Source organism: Zavarzinia sp., from assembly GCF_049306435.1.
Taxonomy (GTDB): Bacteria; Pseudomonadota; Alphaproteobacteria; order Zavarziniales; family Zavarziniaceae; genus Zavarzinia.
On sequence record NZ_JBAQRT010000172.1, the window covers coordinates 1 to 15,491 of the forward strand.

The following is a 15,491-nucleotide window of genomic DNA, read 5'->3' on the forward strand; positions in this document are numbered from 1 at the left end:
TCGACGATGCGACCCGCCAGGCTGTCGGGAGAGAAGCCGCCGAAGACGATGGAATGGATGGCGCCGATCCTTGCGCAGGCCAGCATGGCGACCGCGGCTTCCGGGATCATGGGCAGATAGAGGGTGACGCGGTCGCCCTTCTTGACGCCGAGGGCCAGAAGGGCATTGGCGAAGCGCGAGACCTCGGCGTGGAGGTCGCGATAGGTGATGGCGCGGGAATCCGCCGGATTGTCGCCTTCCCACAGGATGGCGATCTTGTCGCCCCGGGTGGCGAGATGACGGTCGAGGCAGTTGGCGGCGACATTGAGGGTGCCGTCGTGGAACCAGCGGATGTGCACGTCACCGGGTCCGAAGGAGACGTCGCGGACGGCGCCGGGGCTGTAGGGGGTGATCCAGTCGAGGCGCTTGCCGGCCTCGGCCCAGAAGCCCGCCGGGTCCTCGATCGAGTGGCGATAACCCTCGGCATAACCCGCTGCGTTCACGAGGGCCTGCGCCGCGAAACCCGTCGGCACGGGGTAGATCGGATCATGGTTGGCATGGGACTGGGGCGACGCGGTCATGGCTGGTCTCCTGGGCATCCGCGAAAGGAAGGGGGTGGCGGCACCGCCGCCACCCCTGGCGCATCAGTCGATGATGGCGTTGTTCTTGGTCTCGCGGACGAAGAGCATACCGATGACGAAGGTGCCGGCGGCGATGACGATCGGATACCACAGGCCGTCATAGATATTGCCGGTGGCCGCCACGATGGCGAAGGCGGTGGTCGGCAGGAAGCCGCCGAACCAGCCGTTGCCGATGTGATAGGGCAGCGACATCGAGGTGTAGCGGATGCGGGTCGGGAACATCTCGACCAGCATGGCCGCGATCGGGCCGTAAACCATGGTGACGTAGAGCACCAGGACGAACAGCAGAACCAGCAGCATCACATGGTTGATCGCCGCGGGATCCGCCTTGGCCGGATAGGCGGCGTCGGACAGGGCCTTGGAAAGGGCGGCGTCGAAGGCTGCCGCCTGTTCCTTGGCATCGGCGGCGAGGCCATCATAGGACGGGATGACGACCGAGCCGACCTTCACCTGGGCCGGGCTGCCGGCGGGCGCCACTTCGTTGGAATAGGGCGTGCCGCGCTTGACGAGGCCGGTCTTGGCGACGTCGCAGGACGAGGTGAACTTCGACGTGCCGACCGGGTTGAACTGGAACGTGCAGGTGGCCGGATCGGCGATGACGACGACCGGTGACGTGGCGACGGCCTGTTCGAGGGCCGGGTTGGCGTAGTGGGTGACCGCCTTGAAGATCGGGAAATAGGTCACGGCGGCGATCAGGCAACCGGCCATGATGATCGGCTTGCGGCCGATCTTGTCCGAGAGCCAGCCGAAGAAGACGAAGAAGGGCGTGCCGATGAGCAGCGAGCCGGCGATCAGCAGGTTCGCGGTCTGGGCATCGACCTTCAGGGTCTGGGTCAGGAAGAACAGGGCGTAGAACTGCCCGGTGTACCAGACCACGGCCTGACCGGCGGTGAGGCCGAAGAGCGCGATGAGGACGATCTTCAGATTGCCCCACCGGGCGAAGCTCTCGGTCAGCGGGGCCTTCGAACGGGTGCCTTCTTCCTTCATCTTCTGGAACATCGGCGATTCGTTCAGCTGCAGCCGGATCCACACCGAGATGCCGAGCAGGAGCACCGAAACCAGGAAGGGAATGCGCCAGCCCCAGCTTTCGAAGGCCTCGTTCGACATCGACAGGCGCACGCCGAGGATGATGAGCAGGGACAGGAAAAGGCCGATCGTCGCGGTCGTCTGGATCCAGGACGTATAGGTGCCGCGCTTGTCGTTCGGGGCATGTTCCGCGACATAGGTCGCGGCGCCGCCATATTCACCGCCGAGGGCGAGGCCCTGCAGCAGGCGAAGGCCGACGAGGATGATCGGTGCCGCCATGCCGATCGAGGCATAGGACGGCAGGATGCCGACGACGAAGGTCGAGGCGCCCATCATCAGGATGGTGATGAGGAAGGTGTATTTGCGGCCGACGAGATCGCCGAGCCGGCCGAACACCAGGGCGCCGAAGGGGCGCACGGCAAAACCGGCGGCGAAGGCCATCAGCGCGAAAATGAAACCCGCCGTCGGATTGACGCCGGAAAAGAACTGTTTCGAAATCACGGCCGCAAGCGAGCCGTAAAGGTAGAAGTCGTACCATTCGAAAACGGTGCCGAGCGAAGAGGCGAAAACGACCTTCCGCTTCTCGGCGGCTTCGGCGCGCTCGCTCGCGCGGCCGGCAGACACGCTGACCATATGAACCTCCCTTGACGGTTTTTCCGTCTGTTGTGCCCCCGCTGCAGCCGGATTGTTGACCCCGGCCTTTATCGGTCATGACAGTGGTACTTGAGGTCGCGTCAGGGTTGATCCCCGACGATGGTCGAAGCGGTCGTGACTTTGGTATTGGATGCGTCGCGACAATTGTCGTGCTGCAATGCAATGTAATCGCGCCGGTGTGACTTCGAGAGCCGGTGGATCTCTTGAAAAAATGGACAATTCCCTGCTTTGGCGCCTAGATGACAGTCTGGGCCGAAGGGAGGGATATCATCCATGTTGCAGGACTGGGCAATCCTGTTGATGTCGCTTCTCTACATCGGCAGCCTGTTCGCCATCGCCTATATCGGCGACTGGCGACCGCGCCGTGCCGCGACCTCGCAGCACCTGATCTATGCCCTGTCGCTGGCGATCTACTGCACGTCCTGGACCTTCTACGGCAGCGTCGGCCGCGCGGTCTCGACCGGCTGGGATTTCTTCCTGATCTTCGTCGGGCCCATCCTGGTCATGCTGTTCGGCCACCGCCTGCTGGCCCGCATGGTGCTGATCGCGCGCAACCAGAACATCACCTCGATCGCCGATTTCATCGGCTCGCGCTATGGCAAGAGCCGGGCGGTCTCGGCCATGGTCGCCGGCCTCGCCATCGTCGGGGTGCTGCCCTATATCGCCCTGCAGCTGAAGGCGGTGTCCGACAGTTTCGATGCCGTGGTCGGGGTGCCTGTCTCGCGTCCTGGCGATTTCTATGCCTGGCGCGACACGGCGCTGATCGTCGCCGTGATGATGGCCGTCTTCACCATGCTGTTCGGCATCCGCCGCGCCCAGGCGACCGAACAGCACCGCGGCATGATGCTGGCGATCGCCTTTGAATCGCTGGTGAAGCTGGCGGCCTTCGTCGCCGTCGGCCTCTATGTCACCTATGAAGTCTTCGGCGGCTTCGAGGGCCTGGTGCGCCATGTCAACACCGAGCCGGCGTTGAAGCACCTGGCGCAGCCGACCGTCACCCTGAACTGGATCACCCTCACGGTCCTGTCGGGTCTTGGCTTCCTGTGCCTGCCGCGGCAATTCCATGTCGCGGTGATCGAGCATGGTCCGGGCAATCACCTCGGGACCGCCCGCTGGCTGTTCCCGCTCTATCTCGTCGTCATCAATCTTTTCGTGGTGCCCATCGCGGTCGCCGGCATGGCGGCCTCGCCCGCCGGGACCAATCCCGACATGTATGTCCTCGCCGTGCCGATGATGCAGGGCGATGACCTGCTCTCGACCTTCGTCTTCATCGGCGGATTGTCGGCGGCGACCAGCATGGTGATCGTCGCCTGTCTTGCCCTGTCGATCATGGCTTCGAACGAAATCGCCATGCCCTTCCTGCTGCGCTGGCGCCGGCTCGACCGGCACGACAGCGGCCGGGTGGTCGTGGTCACCCGGCGGGCCGCCGTCGTCATCGTGCTGCTTCTTGGCTATCTCTACGAAAAGGCGCTGGCCAGCCAGATTTCGCTGGTCTCGATCGGCCTCATTTCCTTCGCCGCCGTGGCGCAATTCGCGCCGTCGCTGATCCTTGGCCTGTTCTGGCGCAACGCCCATCGCAATGGCGCGGTCGCCGGCCTCGCGATCGGCGGGGCGGTCTGGCTCTACGCGCTGTTCCTGCCCTCGATCCTCGGCAGCGACGCGCTGGCGGTGGCGCCGCTTAGCCCCCTGCTGCCATCGGCTCTCGCGGCGCTCGATCCGCTCAGTCAGGGGGTCGTGGTCAGTCTGGGTCTGAACATGCTGTTCCTCGTCACCGTCTCGCTGTTCTCGGTGCCACACAAACGGGATCGCGACCAGGCCGAGGCCTTCGTGATGCCGCAGGTCGAGCTTGATGCCGAAACCGTGCAGCGGGCGGGGGCCGGCATGTCGGTCGAGGAGTTGAAGGCCCTGTCCGCCCGCTTCATCGGCACGGAACAGGCGGAGGTCGCCTTCGCCGGCATCGAGCGCACGGGCGTCAATGTCGCCGCCTTCACCGAGCGCCTGTTGTCGGGCGTCATCGGCGCCGCCTCGGCGCGGGTGGTGATCGCCTCGGCGCGTCAGGGCTCCCGCCTGTCGGGCCGGGCGATGCGGGCGGTGCTGGGCGAGGCGTCGGAGGCGATCCGGCAGAATTTCACCCTGCTGCGCACCACCCTCGACCATGTCAGCCAGGGCATCGCCGTGTTCGACCGCGATCGCCGTCTGGTGACCTGGAACGAGCGTTTCTTCGACATGCTGTGGCTGCCGCGCGATCAGGCGCGGGTCGGGACGTCGACCGGCGAACTCGGGGTCATCGGGCGCCTGCGCTCGCTCGGGGCGGCGCTGACCATGCCCGCCGGCGGCATGGCGACGGTGCGCCAGGTCGAGCGGCCGGATGGCGCCCGCGTCGAGCTGCGCTTCGATCCGATGCCGGGCGGCGGCTTCTCGATCATGGTCACCGATGTCACCGAGCGTTACATCGCCGAGGCCGCCCTGAAACAGGCGAACGAAAGCCTGGAGCGCCGGGTGGACGAGCGCACCGCCGACCTGACCAGGGTCATCGCCGAATTGCATCAGGCGCGCACCGCGGCCGAGGAAGCCAACCTCGGCAAAACCCGCTTCCTCGCCGCCGCGAGCCACGACCTGTTGCAGCCGCTTCACGCCGCCCGCCTGTTCGCCACGGCGCTGGCCGACCGCCACCCGGCGGAGCCGCTGGTGGCCAAGGTCGACCAGGGCCTGGGCGCGGTCGAGGTGCTGCTGGATGCCCTGCTGGATATTTCCCGGCTCGATCAGGGCGTGATGAGCCCGGATCTGCAGCCGGTCGCCCTCGGTCCCCTGATGGAAGGCATCGCCTCGACCCTGGCGCCGCTGGCGGCCAGGCGGGGCGTCGAGCTTGTCGTCATGCCGTCCAGGCTCGCCGTGCGCAGCGACCCGCAGCTGCTGCGCCGGGTGATCCAGAACTATCTCTCGAACGCGATACGTTACAGCGACCCTTCCCGCCCGCGCTGCCGCGTGCTGATCGGGGCGCGCAGGCGGGGCGACATGGCCGTGGTCGAGGTCTGGGACAGCGGTATCGGCATCGCCCCCGAGCAGCAGGACGCGGTCTTCGGCGAATTCGTCCGTCTCGGCCCCAAGGTCGAGGAACAGGGGGCGAGGGGGCTTGGCCTTGGCCTTGCCATCGTCGAGCGCATCTGCCGCATTCTCGATCATCCGATCGGCCTGCGGTCGCAGGTCGGGCGGGGCTCGGTCTTCTCGGTGGCGGCGCCGCTGACCGAGGCGCCGGCGATCCGCCGCGCCCCGGTGGAAAGCCGCCCGGTCGAGTTGCCGCAGCATCGTCTGTCGGTTCTCGCGGTCGATGACGAGGCGGCGATTCGGGAAGCGATCACGGCCCTGCTGCAGGGCTGGTCCTGCGATGTCGTCGCCGTCGAATCCGTCGACGCGGCGAAGGAGGCGATGCGCGCCAGCGGCCGGACGCCCGATGTCATTCTCGTGGATTATCACCTTGGTGGCAGCAGCAACGGTCTTGCCGCCATCACCGCCCTGCGTCAGCAGGCTGGCCGCCTGTTGCCGGCGGCCCTGATCACCGCCGACCGCGAGCCGCGCCTGCGTCAGGAAGCCAAGCGCCATCAGGTGGAATTGCTGCCGAAGCCGGTGAAGCCCGCCGCCCTGCGGGCCTATCTCGATCACCTGCGCAAGCAGCAGCAGGACATGGCGGCGGCCAGTTGAGGGCCACCGCCGACAGGGGTTCAGTCGACCGTCTTGAAATCCAGCAGGCGGGCGGAAATCACGGCCTGGGTGCGGCTGTGCACGCCGAGTTTCTTCAGGATCGCGGTGACATGGGCCTTCACCGTCGCCTCGCCGACGCCGAGTTCGAAGGCGATCTGCTTGTTCAGGAGGCCCTGGGACATCATCGACAGGACCTTGAGCTGCTGCGGCGTCAATTCGCCGAGGCGGGAGGCGATTTCCTGCCGGCTGGTGCCGGTGCCCGCGGGCGCGGCGCGCGGAATGGGCAGCCACACCTGACCGTCGAGAATCTGGCCGATCGCCTCGGCGATGGTCTCGAGCGGCGCCGATTTCGGGATGAAGCCGGCGGCGCCGAATTCGATCGCGCGGCGCATGATCGTTTCGTCGTTGGTCGCCGATACCATGGCGACCGGCACCAGGGGATGGGCGGCGCGCATGGTGGCAAGGCCGGTGAAGCCGTCCATGCCCGGCATGTTGAGATCGAGGATGACGAGATCGACGGTGCCCAGCCGGTCCACGGCCGCCTTGGCCTCGTCGAGGCTGGAGGCGTCGACCACCTGGACGTCGCTCAGGTTCTGCATCAGGGCGTGGCGCATGGCGTCCCGCACGAGGGGATGATCGTCGGCGATGACGACCGTCCAGCCGCTTTCCGTACTGTCCATGGTTGTGATCTTCTTGTTCCTCCCCGCCAGAGCGTAGCGGCCCGACGCCGGGTAACGCAACGCTCTTGCTCATCCAACCCTGTTCCCGCCCGAAAGTATAGGCCTTAGACCTAAGTAGGGGATGGCCAGTGGCCAGCCCTGCCGGTAAACGATGACCAACGGCACATAAGACGCCGAATATCCAAGCAACGACGACCCGGGGGGATGCTCTGATCTGCGCCACCGGTCTGTCCTGAAGATGGGGGGCGCTTTGAGCGATCTGGTTCTGGAAACAAAGGGCCTGACCAAGGAATTTCGTGGCTTTGTCGCCGTGAAGGACGTGAACCTGCGGGTGCGTCGCGGCAGCATCCATGCCTTGATCGGTCCGAACGGCGCCGGCAAGACCACGGTCTTCAACCTGCTGACCAAATTCCTGCAGCCCACGGCCGGCACCGTGCGCTTCAACGAGCATGACATCAGTCACGCCAAGCCCGCCGACATCGCCCGCATGGGCGTGGTCCGTTCCTTCCAGATTTCCGCGGTGTTTCCGCATCTGACGGTGCTGGAGAACGTGCGCGTCGCCCTGCAGGCGCGAAGCTCGAAGGTGTTCCATTTCTGGCGCTCGATCCGAGAACTCGATCATCTCGACGCCCGGGCGGCGCAGCTGGTCGAGGATGTCGGTCTTGGCCCGTTCCTCCACACGACGGCGGTCGAATTGTCCTATGGCCGCAAGCGCGCGCTCGAGATCGCGACCACCCTCGCGCTCGATCCCGAACTGATGCTGCTCGACGAGCCGACGCAAGGCATGGGCCATGAGGACGTGGGCCGTATCATCGACCTGATCCGCCGCATTCGCAAAGGCCGCACCATCCTGATGGTGGAACACAACATGTCGGTGGTCTCGGGCCTGTCCGACACGATCACCGTGTTGCAGCGCGGCCAGATTCTCGCCGAAGGCCCCTACGAGACCGTCTCCAAGAATCCCGCCGTCATCGAAGCCTACATGGGGACCGAACATGGCTGACGCCGCCGTGAAACCGCAGCCGTCCGCCGTCGGCGCGACCCGTCTGAAGATCGAGGGGCTGAACGCCTATTACGGTGAGAGCCATGTCCTGCATGGCGTCGACATCGAGGTGAAGCGGGGCGAAGTGGTCGCGCTGCTCGGCCGCAACGGCGCCGGCAAGACCTCCACCTTACGCTCGATCATGGGGCTCGTCGGGCGCCGCACCGGCTCGATCGTCTTCGACGGGGTCGAGACCGCGAAACTGGCGCCGCATCGCATCGCCCGCCTCGGCATCGGCTATGTCCCGGAAGAGCGGGGCATCTTCGCCAGCCTGAACGTGCAGGAAAACCTGATGCTGCCGCCGGTGATCAAGCCGGGCGGCATGTCGGTCGCGGATATTTTCACGCTGTTCCCCAATCTGAAGGAACGGCTCTACAGCCCCGGCACCAAACTGTCGGGCGGCGAGCAGCAGATGCTGGCGATCGCCCGCATCCTGCGCAGCGGCGCCGACTTCATCCTGCTGGACGAGCCGACCGAGGGTCTCGCCCCCGTGATCGTTCAGCAGATCGGGGCCGCCGTCCGCCGCCTGAAGGAAAGCGGCATGACCATGATCGTCGTCGAGCAGTCGATTCACTTCGTCTCGACCATCGCCGATCGCTTCTACGTCATGGAGGACGGTCATGTGGCCGACACCATGACCGCGGCCGAACTGGCCGCCAATCGGGATCGACTCGTTACCTATCTCGGCGTGTAATTCCAGCAACGAAACGGGCCGGCGCTCCAGGCATTGCCGGCCTTACTGGGGAGGAAGTCATGTTCAAGAAGTCTCTACTCGCGGGCGTCGCGCTGTCGGCCATGCTGTCCGGCGCCGCCCTGGCGGAAGGCCTGTCCGGTGACAAGGTCGTCATCGGCGTGCTGACCGACCTGTCGGGTGTCTATGCCGACGTGGCGGGCAAGGGCTCGATCGTCGCGGTCGAAATGGCCGTCGCCGATTACGGCGGCAAGGTCCTCGGCAAGCCCATCGAAGTGATCACCGCCGACCACCAGAACAAGGCCGACATCGCGGTGAACATCGCCCGCGAATGGATCGACACCAAGGGCGCCGACGCCCTCGTCGACCTCGTCACCTCCAGCGTCGGTCTCGGCGTGCAGGGTGTCGGCGGCGAGAAGGGTGTCGTCACCATCAATTCGGGCGCGGCCACGGTCCGCCTGACCCAGAAGGAATGCACGGCGACGTCGTTCCACTGGATCTACGACACCTATTCGCTCGCCCATGTGACGACGCCTTCGGTGGTCGCCGATGGCGGCGACAGCTGGTTCATCATCACGGCGGACTACGCCTTCGGTCACAGCCTCGAGGCTGACGCCAAGACGGTTCTGGGCGAGCTTGGCGCCAAGGTCATCGGCTCGGTCCGGCACCCGTTCCCCTCGGCCGACCTGTCGTCCTTCCTGCTGCAGGCGCAGTCGTCGGGCGCCAAGGTCGTCGCCCTCGCCAATGCCGGCCAGGACACGATCAACTCGGTGAAGCAGGCGGCGGAATTCGGCATCGTCGCCGGTGGCCAGAAGCTGGTCGCGCTGCTCGCCTTCCTGTCGGACATCCATTCGATCGGTCTCGAACTCGGTCAGGGCCTGCTGGTCACCACCGGTTTCTATTGGGATCTCGACGACGAGACCCGCGGCTTCTCGAAGAAATTCTTCGACAAGTTCGGCAAGATGCCGACCATGGTTCAGGCCGCCGACTATTCGGCTACCCTGCACTATCTGAAGGCGATCGAGGCCGCCGGCACCGACGATGGCAAGGTGGTCGCCGCCAAGATGAAGGAACTTCCGGTGAAGGACGCCGTGATCCACGAAGGCAAGATCGCCGCCAACGGCCGCGTCGTTCACGACATGTATCTCATGGAAGTGAAGAAGCCTTCGGAATCGACGGGCGAATGGGACCTCTACAAGCTGGTGAAGACGGTGCCGGGCGCCCAGGCGTTCCAGGACCCGGCGAAATCCGGCTGCGCCCTCGCGCAGTAACGGTCTAGCCCTCGCCTCCCTGACGACGACGGATCGGTTTACCCATGTTTGAACTTCTCGGCATTCCGCCACAGGCCCTGTTCGGCCAGCTCTTGCTCGGTCTCATCAATGGCTCCTTCTATGCCTTGCTGAGTCTCGGGCTCGCCGTGATCTTCGGCATGTTGAACGTGATCAACTTCGCCCATGGCGCCCTCTACATGGTCGGCGCTTTCGTGGCCTGGTACCTGATGCAATATCTGGGTATCGGCTATTGGGGCGCGTTGATCCTCACCCCCGTCGTCGTCGGGGCTCTTGGCCTCGTGATCGAGAAGACGATGCTGCGGCATCTCTACAAGCTCGATCACCTCTATGGCCTGCTGCTCACCTTCGGCCTCGCCCTCATTCTCGAGGGCGGGTTCAAGTATCAATACGGTGTCTCGGGCCAGTCCTATCCGGTGCCGGCCGCGCTCAGCGGCGGCACCAACCTCGGCTTCATGTTCCTGCCCTTCTACCGGGGTTGGGTCGTCGCGCTGTCGATCGTCGTCTGCATCGCCACCTGGTACGCGATCGAGAAGACGCGCCTCGGCTCCTATCTGCGCGCCGCGACGGAGAATCCGAAGCTCGTCCAGGCCTTCGGCATCAATGTGCCGGTCATGATCACCATGACCTATGGCGCGGGTGTCGCCCTCGCCGGCCTCGCCGGGGTGATGGCGGCGCCGATCTATTCGGTCAATCCGCTGATGGGCTCCAACCTCATCATCGTCGTCTTCGCGGTCGTCGTGATCGGCGGCATGGGCTCGATCTTCGGCGCGGTCGCCTCGGGCTATCTGCTCGGGCTGATGGAAGGCCTGACCAAGGTCTTCCTGCCGGAAGCCTCGAACATCGTCGTCTTCCTCATCATGGTGGTGGTGCTGCTGCTGCGCCCCGCTGGCCTCTTCGGACGGGAGCGCTGATCATGGCCGTCGTCAAATCCATCCGCCCCAGCGGCACCGTCTCCGGCCGCTTCACCGGCAACACAAGGCTGATCATCGGCGTCCTGCTGATCGCCGCCCTGCTGGTCGCGCCCTATGTCGCCTATCCGGGCTTCCTGATGAAGGCGCTGTGCTTCGCGCTCTTCGCCTGTGCCTTCAACCTGATGCTCGGCTTCGTCGGCCTGCTGTCCTTCGGCCATGCGGCGTTCTTCGGCACGGCGGCCTATGCCTCGGGCTATGCCGCCAAGGTCTGGGGCCTGACGCCCGAACTGGCGATTCTCTTCGGTGGCCTGGTCGGCGGCGCGATGGGGCTGGTCATCGGTGCCATCGCGATCCGGCGCCAGGGCATCTATTTCGCCATGATCACCCTCGCCATCTCGCAAATGGTGTTCTTCTTCGCCATCCAGGCGGGGTCGATCACCGGCGGCGAGGATGGTCTGCAGGGCGTGCCGCGCGGCAATCTGTTCGGCCTGATCAGCCTCGAAGATTCGCTGACCATGTATTATTTCGTGCTGGCGGTCTTCCTGCTCGGCTTCGGGCTGATCTGGCGCATCGTGAATTCGCCTTATGGCGCCGTGCTCAAGGCGATTCGTGAGAACGAGCCGCGGGCGATTTCGCTCGGCTACCGGGTCGACCGTTTCAAGGTTCTGGCCTTCACCCTTTCGGCCGCGCTGACCGGCGTCGCCGGCGGCACCAAGGCGATCGCGGTCCAGCTGGCCTCGCTGACCGACGTTCAGTGGCAGATGTCGGGTGAAGTCATCCTGATGACCCTGCTCGGCGGCGTCGGCACCCTGGTCGGTCCGGCGGTGGGCGGCGCGCTGGTGGTCGGGCTCGAGAATTATCTCGCGACCTCGGGCCTGCCGGTGACCATGGTGATCGGCGTCGTCTTCGTCGTCTGCGTGCTCGTGTTCCGCCGCGGCATCGTCGGCGAGATCAACGTCTTCCTCGGCCGCCGTCGCTGAGGGCCGGACTTCGGTCCGGGCTTGCCGCTGACAGGGCGACACGGTTAAGTGTCGCCCTGTTTGGTTTCCGCCGGTCTCCTCCATGAATGAACATCGCGTGTGGCAGCGGTTCCTGTCGGGCCGCCGCCTCGATCTCGCCAATCCGTCGCCCTTCGATTTCGAGGACACGGATCTCGCCCTCGGCCTGTCGCGGGTGGCGCGCTGGAACGGCGCGACCAAGGGCGAATTTGCCTATTCCGTCGCCCAGCACAGTCTCGATGTCCTCGCGGAGATTCGCCGCGCAACGCCCGCCTCGCGCCTCTCGATCAAGCTCGAACTGGCGACCCTGCTGCATGACGGGGCGGAGGGGCTGCTGGGCATGGATGTGATCACGCCCCTGAAACCCGTGCTCGGCGCCGACTGGCGGCGGCTGGAAGACGGCGTGCAACGGGCGATCCACCTGCGCTATGGCCTGGCCTATCCGTTGCCGCCCGACATGGCGAAACGGATCAAGAAGGCCGACCGCGCCCTCGCCACCACCGAGGCCGTGCAACTCGTCGGCCTGACCCTGGTCGAGGCCCGCGACCCGACCACCTTCGGCATGGTCGAGCCGCCGCTGGAGCGCATCCTGACGCCCTGGCCGGCGAAACGGGCCGAGACCGAATTCCTCGCCGAACTCCGCCGCCTCGCGGGTTATGCCGGGGTGGGGTAACCTCGATCGTCATCCCGGCGAAGGCCGGGATCTCGCGAGGGGAGGGCGGCTAACCGCGCTTGCGCAGCAGATACATCGGCATCCGGCCGAACTGCTTGGCGGTCGGGATGGTGCCGACATATTCTGAGCTGAAGTCGGGCGAGGTCAGCGCGAGTTCGGCGGCGAAGGCTTCCGAGACGAAAACCTTGCCGGTGAAGGCGATCGGCTCGATCCGGGCGCAGCGGGTGACCTGCGCGCCGTAGAAGGTCTCTTCCTCCAGCACATTGTCCCAGCTCGAATAGATCGGTCCGACATGGCCGCCGACCCGTAAAGCCAGGCCTTCCGGCAGGCCCAGGGTGGCAAGGTCGATCCGTTCCATCTCGTCCTGCAGATCGAGGGCGAGGGCGGCGGCCGAGGGCGCGTCGCGCATGATCGTATGGATCGCATCGCCCCAGGTGTTCTTGAACAGGATCGAATCCCGGTGACGGCGGGTCGCCCGGGCCAGCGCGCCCATGACCTCGCGGAAGAACACCGGGATGGTCACGTCGTTCAGCTTGGAGAAACCCTTGACGTCGCAGAAGAGCAGGGCGCGCAGCACCCGGTGGGGCGCCTGCGCGGCATCGCCGGGCGCGGCCTGCGCCGGGACAGCGGCAATGCCGGGGGTTACCGGCACCATCGAAGGCGTGCCTTCGGGCCAGATCACCTCGCCATCGCGCTTCATGTCGGTGCGCCAGAAGGCGACATCGGCGGCGGTGCCGGCGAGACCCGCGCCACCGACGCCGTCCCAGACCGCCAGCTGCACGGCCGGGCCGCCGATCATGTCGGCGCGGATGACCGCGAGACCCATGGCGTAGCGCGCGGCATAGCCGAATATCTCGTCGTCGCCGAGGAAGGGATCGAAGGTCGCCAGCGAGATCCGCATCCGCGGGTGGTGGATCAGGCGCTCGAAACGCGCCACCCAGTCGGGACCGGAATCGGCGACCGAGATGCGGATGAAATCCTCATAGGCGAAGGGCAGCACGGCATGGACCTCGCCCCCTGCGTCGAGGATCGCCTCGGCGAAGAGGATATCGGCGCCCGAGGCGAGCGAGCCGTAGCCGAAGCGGATGTCGTGGCGGGCGATGGCCGCGCGGATGCCTTCGGCCACGGCATCCTCCAGGGCGGCGGGAAAGCGGCCGGGCCGGCCCCAGGGGGTGAGGCGGTGTCCGGTATAGTGGGCGACCGTCGGCGGCGTCATCGGGTCGAGAATCGTCGGGTCCAGATTGCGTTCGGCGATAATCAGCCGCAATTGCCGCCGCGTGGATGCAACGCCCGTCACATCGAGATCGGAAACCGCCATCGCCTCGCGCACGGCGTCCCGCGCCGCTTCCCCTTCGCCGAGGATCAGGGCGGCTTCGGCGGCGGTCGCCAGGTCCCAGAAGCTGGCCGGCCGCGCCTCGCCCTCGAGGATGGCCTGCAGGTGACGGCGGGAGATCTGGGCGAATTCCCGCGCGTTCACCTCGTCCCCGGCGAGGAGATAGAGGGTGGCGGCATTGATCGCCGGATAATAGTCGGGATAGCGGACATAGGCGGCGCGATAGGTGCCGGCGGCCTCCAGCAGCTTGGCCGCGCGCGCGGGACCGGACAGGGCCAGCGCCTCGTCCTTCTCGATCCGGCCGAGCAGGGTCGCGTAATCGAGGCCGAGATCGGGATCGAGGCCATATTCGAAATAGCGCCGGTGGGCGAGTTCGCTCGCCCCGGCCCGGGCCAGGCACAGCACCGCCTCATAGGCGAGGCGGGCGTCCGGCCCGCCGTCCTCGATCGCGCCGCGAGCGCGGTCGAAGGCTTCGAACAATTCACCGCGCTTTCGCGCCGCGCGCACCTCGGCGAGGATATCCTCGACGGTTTGTGGCAAGGCGGGTCCGCGGTCAGGCAAGATCGACCAGAGCCTGCAATTGCACGGGGGCGTTCAGGGTGATCACGCCCTTGTCGATCGAGATGAGGCCGCTGTCGCGCCACAGGGCGAACTGCTTGTTCACCGCTTCCCGCGAGGTGCCGACCAGGGCGCCGAGTTCGCGCTGCGACAGTTTCATGCGCAGGCGCAACTTGCCACGGCCATCCTTGTCGCCGGAGGTTTCGGCCAGGCTGAGCAGCCATTTCGCCAGCCGCGCCTCCAGCCCGAGGAAGGCCCGGTCCTCGAGCGCGTTGGAGACCCAGCGCACCCGGCCGCAGAGGATTTCGAGCAGGCTGAAGCACAGATCCGGGCTCTGCCGCAGGTAGGGCACGAAATGGCGCCGTGGCATGTGGAACAGGGTGGTCGGCCCGATCGCCGCGGCATCGGCGGAGCGCGATTTGCCGTCGATGAGCGCGATTTCACCGAAGAGATCGCCGGGACCCAGGATGTTGAGGGTGATTTCCCGCCCCTCGGCGTCACCGGCGAAGATCCGCACCTGGCCGTCGAGAATGCCATAGAGCCCGTCGCCATCGTCGCCCTTGGCGAAAATGATCTGATCGTCGGCATAGCCATGCGTGCTGGAAAAAGCGATCAGGTCGTCGAGGACCTTTTCGGATACATCCTGAAGCAGGAAATGCCGTGTCAGCAGCGCGCGTCGCCGCGCGCGTTGGTCTTGGATCATACCCCCCGGTCCCCGGCTTGGCGCTTCGCAATCGTGCCGGCATATTGAAGCCTCGCGCTCTGGCGGCCAAGTCTTTACCGTGCCGCAAGCCCGAAGGGCGCCCCAAGACGAGGAAATAATGTCCGCCGACTCCGTCGATTCCGAACTGGCCACCCTGACGGCCAATGTCGATACCGCCATCGCGCTGCTCGGCGATTCGCCGGACGAGGCGACGGTGGCGCGTCTGCTCGACGGCAGTCGCCGCCTGGTCGACGCCCTGATGTCGCGCCGCCTCGCGGCCGAGGCGCAGGCGCATCTGGACCGGGTCTGGACTCTGGACGGGCTGGGCGATCACCCGATCGAGCGGGCGATTCTGGGCTTTCTGTCCGTTCGCGTGCTGCAGGCATCGGGCGGGCACGAGACGGCGGTGGCGCGGGCGCGCGAGGTCTCGGCCCTGATCGCCGGCAGCCGGGGCGATGGCCGCGGCCTTGGCGCGCCCTTGCAGGCCGATCTGGCACAGGCCCGGGCGGCGTCCCTCGAGACCCTCGGCCGGCGGGAGGAGGCGCGCGATGCGCAAGCGGAAGCGGTCGCCCGCCGCGCCGGCCTTATTGGCCGCAGCGATCTGCCGGATC

The 15,491-nt window shown here is 66.2% G+C and carries 13 protein-coding genes; 8 read left to right on the forward strand and 5 right to left on the reverse strand.

The window, feature by feature from the left end:
- Both WAZ62_RS09445 and WAZ62_RS09450 read right to left on the reverse strand, forming a co-directional pair.
- Nucleotides 1-560: AMP-binding protein (locus WAZ62_RS09445; protein ID WP_422643269.1), on the reverse strand; the 560-nt coding region annotated here is incomplete at its 3' end.
- Nucleotides 561-623: 63 nt separating this feature from the next.
- Nucleotides 624-2,279, reverse strand: coding sequence for an MFS transporter (locus tag WAZ62_RS09450; RefSeq protein ID WP_422643270.1), 1,656 nt, complete (start codon nt 2,277-2,279; stop codon nt 624-626).
- 294 nt (nt 2,280-2,573) lie between these two features.
- Here WAZ62_RS09450 and WAZ62_RS09455 point away from each other — a divergent pair, with 294 nt between their 5' ends.
- The gene (locus WAZ62_RS09455; protein WP_422643271.1) at nt 2,574-5,999 is read left to right on the forward strand and encodes an ATP-binding protein; all 3,426 of its coding nucleotides are present in this window, start codon (nt 2,574-2,576) and stop codon (nt 5,997-5,999) included.
- A gap of 20 nt (nt 6,000-6,019) precedes the next feature.
- Here the strand turns inward: WAZ62_RS09455 and WAZ62_RS09460 are convergent, their stop codons facing one another.
- Nucleotides 6,020-6,679 carry a response regulator gene (locus tag WAZ62_RS09460; RefSeq protein WP_422643272.1) on the reverse strand — a complete coding sequence of 220 codons (660 nt, stop codon included), beginning with the start codon at nt 6,677-6,679 and terminating at the stop codon, nt 6,020-6,022.
- A 238-nt stretch (nt 6,680-6,917) separates the two neighbouring features.
- Between WAZ62_RS09460 and WAZ62_RS09465 the strand changes: the two genes are divergently transcribed.
- The 6 genes from WAZ62_RS09465 to WAZ62_RS09490 all read left to right on the forward strand — a co-directional run bounded on the left by WAZ62_RS09465 (nt 6,918) and on the right by WAZ62_RS09490 (nt 12,286).
- Entirely contained in the window at nt 6,918-7,682 is a 765-nt protein-coding gene (locus WAZ62_RS09465; RefSeq protein WP_422643273.1) for an ABC transporter ATP-binding protein, read from the forward strand.
- Nucleotides 7,675-8,415, forward strand: a complete 741-nt coding sequence (locus WAZ62_RS09470) for an ABC transporter ATP-binding protein (protein WP_422643274.1) — start codon at nt 7,675-7,677, stop codon at nt 8,413-8,415. The genes WAZ62_RS09465 and WAZ62_RS09470 overlap by 8 nt, the downstream gene beginning before the upstream one ends.
- Nucleotides 8,416-8,474: 59 nt before the next feature.
- Nucleotides 8,475-9,683: an ABC transporter substrate-binding protein gene (locus tag WAZ62_RS09475; RefSeq protein ID WP_422643275.1), complete on the forward strand. Its 1,209-nt coding sequence runs from the start codon at nt 8,475-8,477 to the stop codon at nt 9,681-9,683.
- 44 nt (nt 9,684-9,727) lie between these two features.
- Nucleotides 9,728-10,615, forward strand: coding sequence for a branched-chain amino acid ABC transporter permease (locus tag WAZ62_RS09480; RefSeq protein ID WP_422643276.1), 888 nt, complete (start codon nt 9,728-9,730; stop codon nt 10,613-10,615).
- A gap of 2 nt (nt 10,616-10,617) precedes the next feature.
- Nucleotides 10,618-11,595 (forward strand): branched-chain amino acid ABC transporter permease, encoded by a 978-nt coding sequence (locus WAZ62_RS09485; protein ID WP_422643277.1) that lies wholly within the window; start codon nt 10,618-10,620, stop codon nt 11,593-11,595.
- 82 nt (nt 11,596-11,677) lie between these two features.
- Nucleotides 11,678-12,286 carry a hypothetical protein gene (locus WAZ62_RS09490; protein ID WP_422643278.1) on the forward strand — a complete coding sequence of 203 codons (609 nt, stop codon included), beginning with the start codon at nt 11,678-11,680 and terminating at the stop codon, nt 12,284-12,286.
- 49 nt (nt 12,287-12,335) lie between these two features.
- Here the strand turns inward: WAZ62_RS09490 and WAZ62_RS09495 are convergent, their stop codons facing one another.
- The gene (locus WAZ62_RS09495) at nt 12,336-14,159 is read right to left on the reverse strand and encodes a TRAFs-binding domain-containing protein (protein WP_422643279.1); all 1,824 of its coding nucleotides are present in this window, start codon (nt 14,157-14,159) and stop codon (nt 12,336-12,338) included.
- A 13-nt stretch (nt 14,160-14,172) separates the two neighbouring features.
- Complete coding sequence (locus WAZ62_RS09500; RefSeq protein ID WP_422643280.1) at nt 14,173-14,880, reverse strand: Crp/Fnr family transcriptional regulator; 708 nt, start codon at nt 14,878-14,880, stop codon at nt 14,173-14,175.
- Nucleotides 14,881-14,998: 118 nt separating this feature from the next.
- On the opposite strand from WAZ62_RS09500, the gene WAZ62_RS09505 reads away from it, so the two are divergent.
- A partial coding sequence (locus WAZ62_RS09505) for a hypothetical protein (protein WP_422643281.1) occupies nt 14,999-15,491 on the forward strand: 493 nt, incomplete at its 3' end.